The organism is Peribacillus sp. FSL M8-0224, from assembly GCF_038003055.1.
GTDB lineage: Bacteria > Bacillota > Bacilli > Bacillales > DSM-1321 > Peribacillus > Peribacillus frigoritolerans.
In genome coordinates this window covers 2921735-2937337 of the sequence record NZ_JBBOOJ010000001.1, presented here as the reverse complement: position 1 = coordinate 2937337, position 15603 = coordinate 2921735, and the positions used below count along the sequence as shown (strand labels likewise).

Annotated in this window: 12 protein-coding genes, 1 other RNA gene, 2 pseudogenes and 1 riboswitch; of the genes and pseudogenes, 13 read left to right on the top strand and 2 right to left on the bottom strand. The window is 38.9% G+C overall.

Annotated features, from left to right (window positions below; genetic code table 11):
* Window positions 1-36: 36 nt before the first annotated feature.
* The 9 genes from MKX49_RS13980 (at window position 37) to MKX49_RS13940 (ending at window position 9832) form a co-directional block, all read left to right on the top strand.
* On the top strand, window positions 37-1293 hold the full coding sequence (locus MKX49_RS13980) for a ribonuclease H-like domain-containing protein (RefSeq protein WP_340876809.1): 1257 nt from the start codon (window positions 37-39) through the stop codon (window positions 1291-1293).
* Between the two features lie 452 nt (window positions 1294-1745).
* Window positions 1746-2282: a CotD family spore coat protein gene (locus tag MKX49_RS13975; RefSeq protein WP_340876808.1), complete on the top strand. Its 537-nt coding sequence runs from the start codon at window positions 1746-1748 to the stop codon at window positions 2280-2282.
* A 66-nt stretch (window positions 2283-2348) separates the two neighbouring features.
* Complete coding sequence (locus MKX49_RS13970; RefSeq protein WP_289350344.1) at window positions 2349-2900, top strand: DUF1273 domain-containing protein; 552 nt, start codon at window positions 2349-2351, stop codon at window positions 2898-2900.
* A 198-nt stretch (window positions 2901-3098) separates the two neighbouring features.
* Window positions 3099-3410, top strand: a complete 312-nt coding sequence (gene gpsB, locus MKX49_RS13965) for a cell division regulator GpsB (RefSeq protein WP_034307876.1) — start codon at window positions 3099-3101, stop codon at window positions 3408-3410.
* 80 nt (window positions 3411-3490) lie between these two features.
* An RNA gene (gene rnpB / locus MKX49_RS13960) (RNase P RNA component class B) lies at window positions 3491-3880 on the top strand.
* 621 nt (window positions 3881-4501) lie between these two features.
* Window positions 4502-5650 carry a THUMP domain-containing class I SAM-dependent RNA methyltransferase gene (locus MKX49_RS13955; protein ID WP_048688389.1) on the top strand — a complete coding sequence of 383 codons (1149 nt, stop codon included), beginning with the start codon at window positions 4502-4504 and terminating at the stop codon, window positions 5648-5650.
* A 193-nt stretch (window positions 5651-5843) separates the two neighbouring features.
* A complete protein-coding gene (locus MKX49_RS13950) occupies window positions 5844-6044 on the top strand; it encodes a cold-shock protein (RefSeq protein WP_034307871.1) in 201 nt (66 codons plus the stop codon).
* A gap of 229 nt (window positions 6045-6273) precedes the next feature.
* Window positions 6274-8187: an ATP-dependent DNA helicase gene (locus MKX49_RS13945; protein ID WP_340876807.1), complete on the top strand. Its 1914-nt coding sequence runs from the start codon at window positions 6274-6276 to the stop codon at window positions 8185-8187.
* 133 nt (window positions 8188-8320) lie between these two features.
* Complete coding sequence (locus MKX49_RS13940; RefSeq protein WP_340876806.1) at window positions 8321-9832, top strand: carboxypeptidase M32; 1512 nt, start codon at window positions 8321-8323, stop codon at window positions 9830-9832.
* Between the two features lie 172 nt (window positions 9833-10004).
* Here the strand turns inward: MKX49_RS13940 and MKX49_RS13935 are convergent.
* A pseudogene (locus MKX49_RS13935) lies at window positions 10005-10271 on the bottom strand (IS5/IS1182 family transposase); the annotation flags it as partial.
* Window positions 10272-10785: 514 nt separating this feature from the next.
* Window positions 10786-10887, top strand: a riboswitch (purine riboswitch).
* A gap of 161 nt (window positions 10888-11048) precedes the next feature.
* Here MKX49_RS13935 and MKX49_RS13930 point away from each other — a divergent pair.
* Window positions 11049-11648, top strand: a complete 600-nt coding sequence (locus MKX49_RS13930) for a xanthine phosphoribosyltransferase (protein ID WP_340876805.1) — start codon at window positions 11049-11051, stop codon at window positions 11646-11648.
* On the top strand, window positions 11641-12954 hold the full coding sequence (locus MKX49_RS13925) for a nucleobase:cation symporter-2 family protein (RefSeq protein WP_340876804.1): 1314 nt from the start codon (window positions 11641-11643) through the stop codon (window positions 12952-12954). The genes MKX49_RS13930 and MKX49_RS13925 overlap by 8 nt, the downstream gene beginning before the upstream one ends.
* Before the next feature lie 498 nt (window positions 12955-13452).
* Here the strand turns inward: MKX49_RS13925 and MKX49_RS28450 are convergent.
* Window positions 13453-13536 (bottom strand): annotated as a pseudogene (locus tag MKX49_RS28450) (chemotaxis protein CheX); the annotation flags it as partial.
* A 314-nt stretch (window positions 13537-13850) separates the two neighbouring features.
* On the opposite strand from MKX49_RS28450, the gene MKX49_RS13915 reads away from it, so the two are divergent.
* Both MKX49_RS13915 and MKX49_RS13910 read left to right on the top strand, forming a co-directional pair.
* A complete protein-coding gene (locus tag MKX49_RS13915; protein WP_340876802.1) occupies window positions 13851-14939 on the top strand; it encodes a type III polyketide synthase in 1089 nt (362 codons plus the stop codon).
* Window positions 14939-15469, top strand: coding sequence for an isoprenylcysteine carboxyl methyltransferase family protein (locus tag MKX49_RS13910; protein WP_340876801.1), 531 nt, complete (start codon window positions 14939-14941; stop codon window positions 15467-15469). Before MKX49_RS13915 ends, MKX49_RS13910 begins: the two co-directional genes overlap by 1 nt.
* Window positions 15470-15603: the final 134 nt, after the last annotated feature.

Here is a 15603-nt window from a genome sequence, read left to right as displayed (position 1 = left end):
TAGATTACAGTGATCCGTGAAAAGAGGTGTAATTTCATGTCTTTAAAAAATAAACTAAACCGTATGAAAACCCATATGAACCTAGAGAAACATACTTCTCCTATAGAAGTAATTGAACAGAAAGAGAATGAAGAAATTCCTTACTTTGAAAAGTGGCTGGAGAACGATACCGTTTCCTTTCATTTCGATGGTGACTATTGTTTCATTAGGGAAGTCCGCTACCCTATAAATCACAAACACGGCTTATATGCATTTTCCGAGCTGAAAAAGGTCGTAAAAGAGTGGAATCAAGCTTCATTGGAGCATCCACTCTCCGCCAAGGGTGTTAAAAGTGAAGATCTGTTTTTCTTCGATACGGAAACGACAGGGCTTGGAGGCGGAGCGGGCAATACCATTTTTTTACTTGGCTATGCGTATTTAGAAGGTGAAGAAGTTGTCGTGAAGCAACATATCCTTCCGCAGCCTGGAAGTGAAATCCCGCTTTATCAAAGCTTTCTGGAAAACATCAATTACGAAACCCTTGTCACATATAATGGTAAATCCTTTGATTGGCCTCAGCTAAAAACAAGACATACCTTGATAAAAGAACATGTACCAAAACTACCGGAGTTCGGACATTTCGATTTGTATCATGCTTCAAGACGCCTTTGGAGAAACAAATTGGAGCGAGTGAAATTATCTGCGGTCGAAACAGATATTCTAGGTGTACATAGAGAGGATGATATTCCTGGATATTTGGCACCGATGATATATTTTGATTTTGTTGAGAGGAAGAATCCGGAAATTCTGTTTGGGATCATGAAGCATAATGAATGGGATATCCTATCACTGATCACATTGTATATTCATTTGTCCCGAAAAATCCTCCAAATCGATGGATATACGGAAGAGTCCATGGAGATTGCACGATGGCTCGATTATTTGGGAAAAAAAGAGGAGTCAGTTGAGACATATCAAAAAATATTGGAAGCGGGAAGTGAGGAAGATCGGATAATGGCTGGTCATGCCTTAGCTTTCCAGAAAAAGAAGCTAAAACAATTCAATGAAGCTTTGGAGATTTGGAAGGAAGTTGCCTTAAAAGGGAATGTGCAAATAAGGATACAGGCACAGATTGAATGTGCAAAATTATACGAACATCAATTTAAGGAAGTCGGTCATGCTCTAAAATGTTCAATAATCGCCCATCAAGAGATGGTAAGAGAAGGGATCACCCAGGGGAAAAAACAATTGGAATTGGAAAAGAGGATTCGGCGGCTCGAAAGGAAAGAAGATTCAAAGGATATTTCTGTATAAAATAAAGGAATGAGAATGGTCTTTTAGTGCAAAAGGCTGAAAATAAAAAATATGTATACAATTATTGTAGCCTTCAACTATTGTGTGTAAAATGGAAAGAGTTGAGGGTGAAATTCCAAGCGTTCATTTCATACCTTTACATCAAATAAAATTAAGGTGAAAGCGGAGCGGAGAAATGTATAAAACGACTTTATTTCTATTTTTTGTTGTCCTTTGTTTAACGATTGTTTTATTTACTTCATTAAAAGACAGTCTCTATTCCTTTTTGTAGAAAATTACCCTCTATATTTGAAGAGATAGCATTCATATAATAGTGTACTTATCGACAGCCATACATCGTTTTATACTTATTCTGTATAATTAGGTCATTTCATCAGTACACGTATCCCCTTTTTTTCATAGTCTGTAATGGTAAGACTAAACTTATCATGATGAAAGGGGACGTATTATAAATGTATTTTCGTAATTGTGGAGGAAATAAACCCCATGTTATGGGAGCATCCAACAATGTTATGGGAACATCCAATGTAATGGGAGCATCCAATGTAATGGGCGCATCCAACAATGTAATGGGCGCACACAACAATGTAATGGGCGCACACAACAATGTGATGGGCACACACAACAATGTAATGGGCGCATCAACCGGTAAAAAAAATTCCAACGTAATGGGAGCGTCTGACGTAATGGGAGCCTATAGTCCAATGGCTGTGTCTCCAGCGCAATATGGTCCAACACAAACATCTCCATCTCAAGTTGCCCCAGCGCAAGTCTCTCCAACACAGCAATATGTCAATACGAATGTATCGAACACAGTGATTCCTGTCGTTCATCCATCACATACTACAAATGTCAATAAACATGTGAACACGTTCAAGCATTATTTCCCGCATACTCAATCCGTTGTGAACGAGTGCTATAATCAACACTTGATCTGTGGAAGGCCGCCACATAACCCAGGCTGTCCGCCTAGGCATTTTGGATACTAAAAAATAAGGGCTTATTAAGCCCTTATTTTCTTACATAATCATGTTAAAAGGGAGATTGACTATGCAATGAAGGTTTTGTATATGACCGGCTACAAAGCTTTTGAATTCGGGATATTTAAAAATGACCATGAAGCCGTAAAATATATAAAGAAAGCGATGAAACAGCGTCTCCTGCCATTGGTGGAAGATGGGCTGGAATGGGTGATCATCTCAGGTCAGTTGGGTACGGAACTATGGGGTGCCGAAGTGGTTTTCGAATTACAGGAAGAATTTCATCAGCTTAAATTAGGTGTGCTTACTCCTTTCCTGAAACAGGAAGAGTCATGGAATGAAACGAATCAAGAGTTTTACCGATCCATATTGGCCCGTGCCGATTTTGTTGAATCGATTTTTAACAAACCATATGAAGGGCCCGAACAGCTTAAAATCAAAAATAGGTATATGGTCCATAAAAGCGATGCCATGCTCATCATTTTCGAAGCCGAAAAAGAAGGATCAGCCCGATATCCTTATTTCGAAGCGTTGAAAAAAGCTGAAACACAGCCATACCCCATCTTTCAGATAAACTTTGATGATTTGCAATCGGCTGCGGAAGAAGCGAGCTGGTCCGAAGAATGAGAGAAAATAATTATGGATTAAAAGTTGTTTCTAAAGCATAATCATATTATTATGAAATTTAGATACAGTTTTAATGGGAATACATACCGTTCACTGAAACAGTAAGATACAAAAAGGTGTTTCGTTGACAAACCCAAGCAGATTTGAAAAAATAATAAAAAGTCGATTGTATTGGCGAAAGTATTGAGGTGAAGTCTTATGCTATCCGATAAGATAAAATTAACGGCTAAAGATATTCTTGAAAAAGATTTTAAAACAGCCATGCGCGGGTATAAACCTGAAGATGTGGATCAATTCCTGGATCTGATCATTAAAGATTATGAAGTGTTCCATCAGGAAATTGAAGATCTTAAACAAGAAAATCTTAAATTGAAAAAACAAGCCGATGAGAGTACAAAACGTCCAAATCAACCTGCTCCAAGTGCCACCCCGGGAACCACTAACTTTGACATCCTTAAACGGTTATCCAACTTGGAAAAGCACGTTTTTGGTAACAAGCTTTTTGATTGAGGTTTTGCATTGTAAAAGTAAAAATTATTTTGGTATTGTGTTTTCATGAATAATGGAGTATAATCAATTATGTTATGTTAACGTTTGGGTAATTGCTGCTGCATTTATGCAGTAGAGGAAAGTCCATGCTCGCACGGACTGCGATGTCCGTAGTGTTCGTGCCTGGCGAAAAAATAAGCTTGGGCAGCAATCTTGGATTGCTGACGGCTGGGAAAATGCCTAAGTCCTTTTGGATATGGCATGAATACCTATAAAAGTGCCACAGTGACGTAGCCTTTACAGAAATGTAAAGGGTGGAACGAGGTAAACCCCACGAGCGAGAAACCCAAATTAATGGTAGGGGCGCTTTCTTCCTTGGAAATGAACGAGGAGAAGGACAGGAGCACATGCTTCTGTAGATAGATGATTACCGCCGAAGTACGAGACGCGAGTCGCTTGCAGTACTGAGGAACAAAACATGGCTTACAAAACGTTATCATATTACACCAAAAGCACAACTCTCCTTTTAAAAGGAGAGTTTTTGTTTATGGAAATTGCCCTAATATAAAAAGATTGGGCATTTCCTTTTATTTTTCGTTTTCGGAAACTCCGCTGTGTTAAACTAAGAACTTGGCAAGTTTTTCATTCCATTCGAAAAGTGTCCAGCGGAAAGAAAATGGCTTGAATGAAGTCTTCGGAAACGTTTTTAAAAATAGTGTTGGAATGTTAAGCATTTCCTTGATTCTGGGTATCCTATTTATAAAGGTTCCTTAACTCTTCTGTTAGCCCTAAAAATGAAGGTGGATTATGGATGGGAACCATACATAATTGGTTTGGATGATTTCAAGCATATAATTGCAGCGATTATCTTAAGGTGCAGTGATAATAGAGTAAAGCTTTTATTTCACGGTAATCCATAGATGTTCCCGCTATATGATCATGATAGTAGCTAGGCCAACAATGAAGAATTCTAACGACAAGATAAAAGGCGGTGGACCTTTTAAATAAGGTTTACATGTAAAAAATCAATGCCTGCTTCTAAAATACATAAATGAAGAAATTCGTGAAAAGGTGCCATTGATTTGGATTAATGGAAAGAAGGTGCAGAATTAATGAAACAATTCGATATTATCGCAACATCAGCAATGGGATTGGAATCAATTGTTGCCAAGGAGGTTCGGGATCTTGGTTACGATTGTCAAGTCGAAAATGGTAAAATCACGTATAAAGGTGATCAATCCGCCATTGCCCGCTCTAATTTATGGTTGCGCACTGCCGATAGGGTGAAAATTAAAGTCGCGGAATTTAAAGCATATTCATTTGATGAGTTGTTTGAAAAAACAAAGGCATTGAATTGGGAAGATTACTTATCGGCCGATGTCGAGTTTCCCGTGAGTGGAAAATCCGTTAAGTCAAAGCTTTACAGTGTCCCTGATTGTCAGGCAATTGTCAAAAAGGCAATTGTTGATAGATTGAAAAGTAAATACAAGCAAGTGTCTTGGTTTGCCGAGACTGGTCCTTTGTTTAAAATTGAAGTATCTATTTTAAAAGATGTTGTGACACTTACCATAGACACTTCAGGTGCAGGTTTGCATAAACGGGGATATCGAACCGGGCAGGGGGAGGCACCTCTTAAAGAAACATTGGCGGCTGCGTTAATCATGCTGACCAATTGGAAAGCGGATAAACCTTTCATAGATCCATTTTGTGGATCTGGAACGATTCCCATCGAGGCGGCCTTAATTGGTCAGAACATAGCACCGGGGTTTAATAGGGAATTCGTATCTGAAACTTGGTCATGGATGGACAGCAAGGTTTGGGATGAAGCACGGATCGAGGCTGAAGATTTAGCCGATTATGATCAGTACTTGGACATAACCGGTTGTGATATTGACCATCGAATGGTCGATATAGCTAAAGCTAATAGTTTTGAAGCCGGTCTTGGTGATCTGATTGAATTCAAACAAATGCAGGTGAGGGATATCTCGACCAGGAAAGAGTATGGTGTCATTGTCGGGAACCCGCCTTATGGAGAACGTCTTGGTGAGAAAAAAGCGGTTGAGCAGATGTATAGGGAAATGGGCCAAGCCTTCAAGAAGCTTGATACATGGTCAGTATACATGATTACCTCCAACCCTGACTTCGAACAGCATTATGGTAAGCCTGCAACGAAAAAAAGGAAATTGTTCAATGGTTTCATCCGTGCTGACCTTTATCAATATTGGGGGAAAAGGCCGCCAAGACAGCCTCAAGGTGAATAAGTAGGTAGAATATAACGGAGGATTTTGCTAGTCAGGACGATTTATTCATAATAGGTTCCAGTCTTGCTTATCATTTCCTTTTCTGTTATTCTAATAATGAATTATTTTTGTTCAGATTTAAGGAATACCTTAATATTCTTTTGAACAAGGATAGTAATATAATGTGTGGAGAACACACTAGGAGGCAACAAAAATGGAACAAGGTAAAGTAAAATGGTTTAACGCAGAAAAAGGTTTTGGATTCATCGAACGTGAAGGTGGAGACGATGTATTCGTACATTTCTCAGCTATCCAAGGCGAAGGTTTCAAAACTCTTGAAGAAGGCCAAGACGTTACATTTGATGTAGAACAAGGTCAACGTGGACCACAAGCATCAAACGTAAACAAAGCTTAATTCAACCCTATATTATTTACAGACAGGCTCTCTTTTGGAGCCTGTCTTTTATTTTACGAATGGGGCAACCAGGCAGCATGCATAGAAAAAACATACATAATACGTTTCATTTTCTAATGGTTGGTAAATATCTTGACTATTAATGTGAAATAAAGGATAATATACTTTTGCCTAAGATTATAATGATTCGAATTCTATACACTGATGATAGATAAAAGGGGAGACCAGGATGCTTAAAACACTGCCTTTTTCGGTAACAAAGGAAGATTCTTTTTACGATAAGCTTTCAGAATGGATCGGTGATGTTTTTTACGATATTCTTCCCGAAAAAGGATTTGAGCTGCGTGACGAACAAATCTTCATGGCATTTCAGTTAGAAAAAGCCTTTAAGGAAAAGAATGTAAGTTTTGCTGAAGCAGGGGTAGGGACCGGTAAGACATTGGTCTATTTACTATATGCGATTTGTTATGCGAGATATACGAATAAACCGGCCATTATTTCGTGTGCAGATGAAACGTTGATTGAACAGCTGGTCAAAGAGGAAGGCGACATCCAAAAAATCAAGAATGCTTTAGGTATTGAAGTGGATGTTCGGCTTGCCAAATACCACGATCAATATGTATGTCTAAAGAAGTTGGATTACGCAGTGAATCATGAAGATTCAGAGGGAATAGATCAACTATATGATGAACTTCCCAAGTTTGTCCATGATAACTCATCCATGAACGCCTATACAGCATATGGGGACCGTAAACAGTACCCATATTTAAATGATGAAGACTGGTCTAAAGTTGGCTGGGATCAACTCCAAAACTGTTTCACTTGTGATAAACGCCATCGATGCGGGCAAACCCTATCACGGGACCACTATCGAAAATCAAGTGATTTGATCATTTGTTCACATGACTTCTTCATGGAGCATGTATGGACCAAGGAAAAGCGTAAGCGTGAAGGACAGTTACCATTGCTGCCAGATCATAGCTGCGTTGTCTTTGATGAAGGTCACTTATTGGAATTTGCTGCTCAAAAGGCTTTAACTTATAAAGTTGGGGAACAAACCCTTGCCTCGGTTTTAGAATTGCTTACAGCCAATCAGGTTCGTGAAGAAACCTTATATATCATTGAGGATTTAATTGATATCAATGAAGAATTTTTTGATTTGTTGGATGAAAAAGCGATACATGTCAGCGGATCTAATCGTTATGAAATCCCAATGTCCAAAGAAATTACAAGCTTTGCCCATAAGCTTCACAAAAAGGTTGAGGAATTAGAGGAGAACCTAGTTTTTGAAGCGGAAATGTACACGATCAATGATTATGATTTAAAAGTGACGGAAGAATATTTAGAGCAGCTGGGCTACTCCCTTTCTCTATTTGTAAAGGATGAACAGGCCGTTTCCTGGTTTGAAGAAAATGAAATGACCAAAACATTGGTCATCATGCCAAGGCTCGTACAGGATATTTTGTCTGAACAGGTATTCTCTAAAAAAATCCCTTACATTTTTTCATCGGCAACATTATCGGATAATAAATCCTTCCAATACATTGCAGATAGTTTAGGGATAGAAAAGTATGACAGCTTCTCCGTTGAATCACCGTTTGATTACGATGAAGTCATGAAAATGAACATGCCTGCCTTCGAAAATGGAAATCAATTGGCTAAACTTCAATATACGATGAAGACAATTGAGGAAAATGAAGGTCGAACACTCGTGTTGTTCCAGTCAAAAGAAGAATTGCATTGGTTCAAGGAAAACTGCCCAATGTCTTCTTATCCATTTTATTTTGAAGGGGAAGCGGAAATCAGCGAGCTGGTTAAGAAGTTCCAAGAGGAAGAGCAATCTGTCCTATTCTCCTATCATTTATGGGAAGGGCTTGATGTTCCAGGGCCTTCATTACAAAATGTTGTGATACACTCCCTGCCATTCCCGCCGCGCGATCCAGTTTTCGAGGCCAAACGCAACTCGGTTACCGACGCATTTGAAGAAGTGGACCTTCCATACATGCTCCTTCGCTTGCGCCAAGGAATAGGGCGTTTGATCAGGACGAGCAATGATTCGGGGACAGTCCAGATTTTGATTGATAAGGATATTTCGGAGCAGGTTAAAGAGAAGATTGTATCCATTCTTCCTGTAACGCTTTAACTCCATTCTATCCATTAAAAAGAGCCAAGGTGCCCCTTGGTTCTTTTTTTATTTTAATTTGTTAATCGGAGTGGTTCTGATAGGAATGATTTTTGTATAATATGGTAAAGTGTAGTTGGAAGGAGCAGTGAATATGACAAAAAAGGGTATCGATCTGATAGAAAAAGAGTTTAAAGAATATGTAAAGAAAATCTCGGCGTATAATGAAGCACTCGCGTTAATTTTTTGGGATTTGCGTACAGGTGCACCGAAAAAGGGTGTTGAGCAGCGTTCCGAAGTTATCGGGGTGCTTTCCTCCGAGGTGTTTAATATGAGCACAAGTAAAGAAATGGAATCCTTCATTGCAGAACTTTCGATGGAGCCTCTTAGTGAAACGACTAATAAAATGGTGCAAGAGTGTAAGAAAGATTTTGAAAGGAATAAGAAAATTCCTGCTAACGAATATAAGGAATTCGTCATTTTACAATCGCGTTCTGAAAGTGCATGGGAAGAGGCAAGGGAAAAAGCTGATTTTTCTTTATTTCAACCTTATCTGGAGCAAATTGTAGCGTATACCCGTAGGTTTGTAGAATACTGGGGATATGAAGGGACGAAATATAATACCCTTTTGGATATGTATGAACCAGGCATGACTGTAGATGTACTTGACAGCGTATTCAGTGAGCTTCGGTCGAGAATCGTTCCTTTGGTAAAACAGATTGCAACAAGCGAACATAGACCTGAAACAGGGTTCCTTTATAAAGAATTTCCTAAAGAAAAACAGCATCAACTCAACTTGGAAATTCTAAAACAGCTAGGATACGATTTCAAGGCTGGCAGGCTGGATGAAACGGTTCACCCTTTCGAAATTAGAATAAATAGGGGCGATGTCCGGGTGACGACCCGATACGATGAAAATGATTTTAGGGGGGCAATCTTTGGTACCATTCATGAATGTGGACATGCCATTTATGAACAGAATATCGCCAATGAGTTAACCGGAACACTTCTTGATTCCGGGACATCCATGGGGATCCATGAATCACAATCTTTATTTTTCGAAAACTTCATTGGACGGAACCATAGCTTCTGGAAAAATAAATTCTCCTTATTAAAAGAATATGCCCCCGAACAATTCAATGACGTGACGCTGGATGAATTTTACCGGGGCATTAACGAATCGAAACCATCGTTCATCCGTATTGAAGCAGATGAACTGACGTATCCTCTGCATATAATGATTCGGTATGAACTGGAAAAGGCTCTCTTTAATGGAGAACTTGAAGTGAAGGATTTACCGGGAGTCTGGAATGAAAAATACAAGGATTATTTGGGAATAGTTCCTGAAAATGATGCCATGGGCGTGTTGCAAGATGTACACTGGGCAGATGGCAGCTTTGGTTATTTCCCTTCTTATGCATTGGGCTATATGTATGCAGCCCAAATCAAGCAAGCGATGCTTAAAGATTTGCCTGATTTTGATGGACTGTTGGAAGCGGGGGATATTGCGCCAATCAGGGAATGGCTTAATGAAAAGATACATAAATATGGAAAAGCAAAAAAACCTTTGGAGATTTTGAAAGAAACGACAGGGGAAGGCCTGAATGTTCAGTATTTAATAAAGTATCTTGAAGATAAATATAAAGAAGTTTATAAAATCAAATGAATAAAAGGAAGAAGGACTTGCATTAAATGTCAAGCTCTTCTCAGTTTGTAGACAAAAGGGTCCGGAATTAAAAAATTCCGAACCCCTTTTGAAATTCCCTTTAAATTTCCGCCTAAAAATAAGAGATTGGGGCTCTACAAACCCACTAGGTTAGGCCATTTTTTGGACCTTACTATGTCCAATTGGCCATCTTTTTTAAAAAAATCGCAGCGAAAGTAAGCATCGCCTGCATCGACAATTTTTGCATACCATTCTTTTGCATATGCGAATACACGATCAATCGTTTCTTTACGTTTCGCATATATAGTTTTTACATCTTAATGATGACGCAGATGATGTGCTTCTTCCACATATGTTTGCCAGATATTCTTTTTGTACACTGTGATAAAGATGAGGATGTTGCACAGATGTGTTTTGGAGATTTGTACTCACGATAGCCGTGGAGTACATTAATAGTTCACCCAAAGGGCGGTTTAACTGATATAACTGGATCAATACTTTGGCGTCCTACCTCTGAATACATACCTTTCACCAAATCATAAATGAAAAAGAAGTCAATGGCAGCCTCCATTTCACGATTCGCTGGCACAAGTTGATTTAAAGTAATCATTTCAAGTTGATTTCGCTGAAAAGAATCATAATAGAAAGCATCCTCATTCCCTCAAGTTTTATAAATTTATAAACAATCAAGACTTTAGGCAAAAGGGTTCTATCTAAAAGTTAAAACAAAGTTGATTGGAGCGGGTGTGCGAGACTCCTGCGGGAAAACTAGTCCAGGGGAGACCCCGCAGGCGCGATGTTTTTTCTTTATAGGTAAATCCATTCCTGTTTAGGGTTAGTGATTTCACAATTTTCTAATAATACGAATGATGACTTATTTTTTTAATTGAAAGTTCGGTTTTTAACAAAAATAACTTTTCAAATAGAGTCAGCGTTGTTATAATTCATATATTAATAAAATATTAAGTTTCACTCGTATAATAGCAGGGATATGGCCTGCAAGTTTCTACCGGATTACCGTAAATAATTCGACTATGGGTGAGTAATAGATCTTGTTGCATAATGAAGGCTTTTGCTGATTCATTTTTCATTCATGCCCAAGAAGTATTGCTTCACTCCAAAAAAGTGCCGCAATGTTTCTTGGGCTTTTTTATATGCCTGGAAACAATTGCATGGTTTATGGGTCAATAAACATCCAAGATTGGGAGGAACCTTCATGCAACTTTTAAAGGATAAAATTTTGTCCGAGGGTAAAGCTTTATCAGAAGATATTTTAAAAGTAGATTCATTTTTAAATCATCAAATGGATCCTATGTTAATGAAAGAAATTGGTAAAGAATTCGTAAAACGTTTCGAACAAAAGGAAATAACGAAAGTGCTGACAATTGAATCTTCTGGCATTGGACCTGGTTTGATGGCTGCGCTGGAATTGGAAGTTCCGCTCATTTTTGCCCGTAAACGTAAATCACTTACTTTAACAAATGATTTAGTAACGGCGTCCGTTCATTCCTTTACAAAAAAAGAAACCAATACCATTACGGTTTCCAATAAATATATTGAAGCTGGAGATAAGGTTTTGATCATCGATGACTTCCTTGCTGTCGGACAGGCAGCCCGGGGTTTGGTGGAAATCTGTAAGCAGGTTGGAGCAGAAGTGGCCGGAATCGGAATCGTGATTGAAAAAGCATTCCAAAGCGGTGGTAAGGATCTTAGGGAACAAGGTTTTCAAGTGGAATCACTTGCACGGATTGCTGAGTTGAAATTCGGTGAGATAACGTTTGCTGAGGAAAAGGAAGGAGAAGCCGTCAATGTCTAATCAATCACCATTAAAAGTTGCTTCATTAGGATTACAACATGTTCTTGCCATGTATGCCGGTGCAGTCGTCATTCCATTGATAGTCGGTGGGGCGCTGGGATTGACTGCAGCGCAGTTAACTTATTTAGTCTCGATAGACATTTTGATGTGCGGGATAGCAACTTTATTGCAAGTATGGAAAAATAAATTCTTTGGAATTGGGCTTCCGGTCGTCCTGGGCTGCACATTTACAGCGGTAAGCCCGATGATTGCAATTGGTACGCAATATGGAATCAACTCCATTTATGGATCTATTTTGGCGTCGGGATTGATCGTCATTATCATTAGTAAGTTTTTCGGAAAACTGGCAAGGTTCTTCCCACCCATTGTCACTGGATCGGTCGTTTTGATTATTGGCATTACGCTCATTCCTGTTGCCATCAACAACCTTGGTGGTGGCCAAGGAGCTGCTGATTTCGGAGACTTGAATAATGTAGCTCTTGGTTTCGGAACTTTGTTATTCATTATATTCATGTATAAATTCTCATCAGGATTCGTACGCTCCATCTCTATTTTATTGGGGCTGTTAGTAGGAACATTTGCAGCTTTCTTCCTTGGGAAAGTGGACTTTAGCTCGGTTGTCAGTGCCAATTGGCTGCATATGCCTCATTTTTTCTACTTTGGAACCCCGACATTCAACGTCACGGCAATCATTACAATGACATTGGTGGCGATCGTCAGCTTGGTGGAATCGACTGGTGTTTATTATGCTCTTGGTGAAATCACGGACAAAGAGATTTCAGAAGACGATCTGGCTCGCGGATATCGTTCTGAAGGACTTGCCATCATGATTGGCGGTTTGTTCAATGCGTTTCCGTATACAGCTTTTTCACAAAATGTCGGCTTGATTCAATTGTCAGGCATTAAAACAAGAAATGTCATATACACAACGGCTGGCATTCTTATTTTCATAGGTTTTGTTCCAAAAATCGGTGCATTCACGACAATTATCCCTTCATCCGTGCTTGGCGGTGCAATGGTGGCGATGTTCGGGATGGTAATTGCCGCTGGAATTAAGATGTTGAGCAAAGTGGATTTTGCTTCTCAAGAAAATTTATTGATCATCGCTTGTTCAGTAGGGATGGGACTAGGGGTGACCGTCGTTCCTGAGCTATTTGCGCAAATTCCGGAAAGCTTTCAAATCCTAACGGAAAACGGTATTGTTGCCGGAAGTTTGACAGCCATATTCTTGAATATCGTCTTTAACATCATCCCTACAAAAGGGAAGGTGAAGGAAGCCCGTATTGAAGGGCAAAATGTAGCCTGATTAAAAATAGATTCGGGTAATCTTGATAGATTCACCCATTTACATGCCCAAAATTCTCAGTTGAAGAGGATTTTGGGCATTTTTTTCATTTAGGGCCGAAGCATATCATTGATAATGAATTTGGAGTTTTGTCAGATAAAAGGAAACTCTCTTCACTTTTTGAATATATTGATAGTATATGTTCAGGAAAGTAGTGATAGGGATGGAGAAAAAATATTGTATTCATTGCCGGACCATACTAAGCCAGGAGTATAGGTGCAGTGTGTGTGGAAAAGAGGAGTTTCAAAACATCATTATACAAGTGCAAAATCAATCTTCAGTAAAGAAAGAAGACTGAAAGCGCCCCCTTACCAAATTATAGGTAAGGGGGTTTTATTATATCGTGAATACTTTTCGATTATTAAGATGATATGAAGGGTACCTCGCCCTTTTATCGATATTGCCCATATGGGTATGATACCAATCAATGCTTTGTCTCCTGCTAAGGAGGCGGTAATAGTTACCGGCAAGCATGCTGCCGAATTCTGCTGCAAAGGATTTAAGCATTTCACCTTCTAACGGCATGCCAAACATGATTTCACCGTTTTACTCAGCCCATCCGTTTGTTCCCTCGATCATTAACTCCGTTATTCCTTGGACATTCAAAAGCCGTACCTCAAAAGACAGCCTTTCGTACAGGAAATCCATTAGCGTCCTTATCGGCATGAAAGGTGATATTCGTGGAAGTATTCCTCCGCTTGTATGGTTATATTCTTTATTTTTTAGTTACCTAGTTATTTAGAAGAAAATTAAAAAAATTTTATTAAATGCCTATACATATAACCATTTAGCTATAAAGCATAATTGATGTCCTGGTGGGTATATTAACCATATCATGAATAATTAGGGGTGGAATCATGCCATATTTATTATCTGCATCTCATGTAAAGCTGCCACATTTGCTTTCACAAGAAAAAATCATGGAATTTTCGAGAGAAATATTTGGAGCATCATTTAAGAATATAGAACGGTTACTAAAGGCCTTTAAGAATGGACAAGTGGAAAATCGATATTTTTCAAATGATCTCGATTGGTTTAAAGAGGATCATTCTTTTGCCGATCGGAATGATTTATATATACAGCAGGCAATCAAATTTGGGAAAGAAGCTATAGAAAAATGCTTAGCCAACACAGAATTTTTAAAAGAAGGACTGCAGGCAAACGAGCTAGATGCTTTCTTCTTTATCTCAAGCACGGGGATTGCCACCCCGACCATTGATGCCAGGATAATGAATGAACTTACATTTAACCCGCATGCTAAAAGGATTCCGATTTGGGGGCTTGGCTGTGCAGGGGGAGCGAGTGGCCTATCACGTGCTTTTGAATATTGCCAAGCATACCCGACTGCGAAGGTGATTGTTTTAAGCGTGGAGTTATGCAGTCTGACATTTCAAAGGAATGATATCTCCAAAAGCAATTTAATTGGGACTTCCTTATTTTCCGACGGAGTAAGCTGTGTTTTGGTTTGCGGTGATGAAGTGCCGAGTGAACAGTTTTCAAAAAAAGTAAGACATTTGCAATTTTTGGATTCGCAATCGACGCTTATGCCGGATTCATTGGAGGTTATGGGGTGGGATGTTAAAGATCAAGGGTTATACGTTATTTTTTCGAAAGATATCCCTACAATCATCAAGGATTGGCTTAAACCGAATGTTCAAGAGTTCTTAATGGAGAATGGATTCGATCTAAACGATGTAAAAGATTTCATCGCTCATCCTGGAGGCAAGAAAGTAATTGATGCTTATCACGAAGCCCTCGGGTTCGATGAAAGCATGACGGCAGAGTCAATGAGCATATTGCGTGAATTCGGCAATATGTCCTCAGCAACTATTTTGTACGTTCTGGAGAGGTTCATGCAGCGGGGCGGGGATAAAGGTGAGGTGGGCCTGGCTGCTGCATTGGGGCCTGGATTTTCATCTGAACTTGTGTTAATGAGGTGGAAGTGATGATCTTCGCCATTTTCATTATCTTGATCGCTATACAGCGCCTTGTTGAATTATATATCGCCAAACAAAATGAAAAACAGTTGAAAGCTGGAGGAGCAATTGAATACGGTGAGTCCCATTACAAATGGATGGTTCTAATGCATCTTAGTTTTTTTATTGTTCTCATTATTGAAGTGAGCGCCCTTGAAAGGGATATATCTGGACTTTGGCCGATTTGGCTGACCCTTTTTCTAATTGCGCAGTCAGGAAGGATTTGGGTAATCCGTTCATTGGGAAAACATTGGAATACAAAAATCATAGTGGTTCCTGATGCCGATGTAGTCATTAAAGGTCCTTATAAATTTTTCAAACATCCGAACTATATCATAGTGGCAACTGAGATTTTAGTTATTTCCTTATTATTCAATGCATATTATACTGCTATCATCTTTAGTTTATTGAATGTTTGGATGATGATGGTAAGAATCCCTATGGAAGAGAAGGCATTAAAGGAACACACGGAATATTCTACGGTTTTTAAGGGAGAATAATAAAAAAATTTAATTACTTATTGAAAATGATTATCGTTCGTGATAAGATTCTAAATGAAGATGAAAATTATTCTCATTCGGATTTCAATCATTTATTTTAACTAAAAACTAAAAGCTAATCAATATAAAAGAGG

Coding starts and splice junctions, on each gene's coding strand:
- MKX49_RS13980 (WP_340876809.1), top strand. CDS start 37: ATGTCTTTAAAAAATAAACTAAACCGTATGAAAACCCATATGAACCTA.
- MKX49_RS13975 (WP_340876808.1), top strand. CDS start 1,746: ATGTATTTTCGTAATTGTGGAGGAAATAAACCCCATGTTATGGGAGCA.
- MKX49_RS13970 (WP_289350344.1), top strand. CDS start 2,349: ATGAAGGTTTTGTATATGACCGGCTACAAAGCTTTTGAATTCGGGATA.
- gpsB (WP_034307876.1), top strand. CDS start 3,099: ATGCTATCCGATAAGATAAAATTAACGGCTAAAGATATTCTTGAAAAA.
- MKX49_RS13955 (WP_048688389.1), top strand. CDS start 4,502: ATGAAACAATTCGATATTATCGCAACATCAGCAATGGGATTGGAATCA.
- MKX49_RS13950 (WP_034307871.1), top strand. CDS start 5,844: ATGGAACAAGGTAAAGTAAAATGGTTTAACGCAGAAAAAGGTTTTGGA.
- MKX49_RS13945 (WP_340876807.1), top strand. CDS start 6,274: ATGCTTAAAACACTGCCTTTTTCGGTAACAAAGGAAGATTCTTTTTAC.
- MKX49_RS13940 (WP_340876806.1), top strand. CDS start 8,321: ATGACAAAAAAGGGTATCGATCTGATAGAAAAAGAGTTTAAAGAATAT.
- MKX49_RS13930 (WP_340876805.1), top strand. CDS start 11,049: ATGCAACTTTTAAAGGATAAAATTTTGTCCGAGGGTAAAGCTTTATCA.
- MKX49_RS13925 (WP_340876804.1), top strand. CDS start 11,641: ATGTCTAATCAATCACCATTAAAAGTTGCTTCATTAGGATTACAACAT.
- MKX49_RS13915 (WP_340876802.1), top strand. CDS start 13,851: ATGCCATATTTATTATCTGCATCTCATGTAAAGCTGCCACATTTGCTT.
- MKX49_RS13910 (WP_340876801.1), top strand. CDS start 14,939: ATGATCTTCGCCATTTTCATTATCTTGATCGCTATACAGCGCCTTGTT.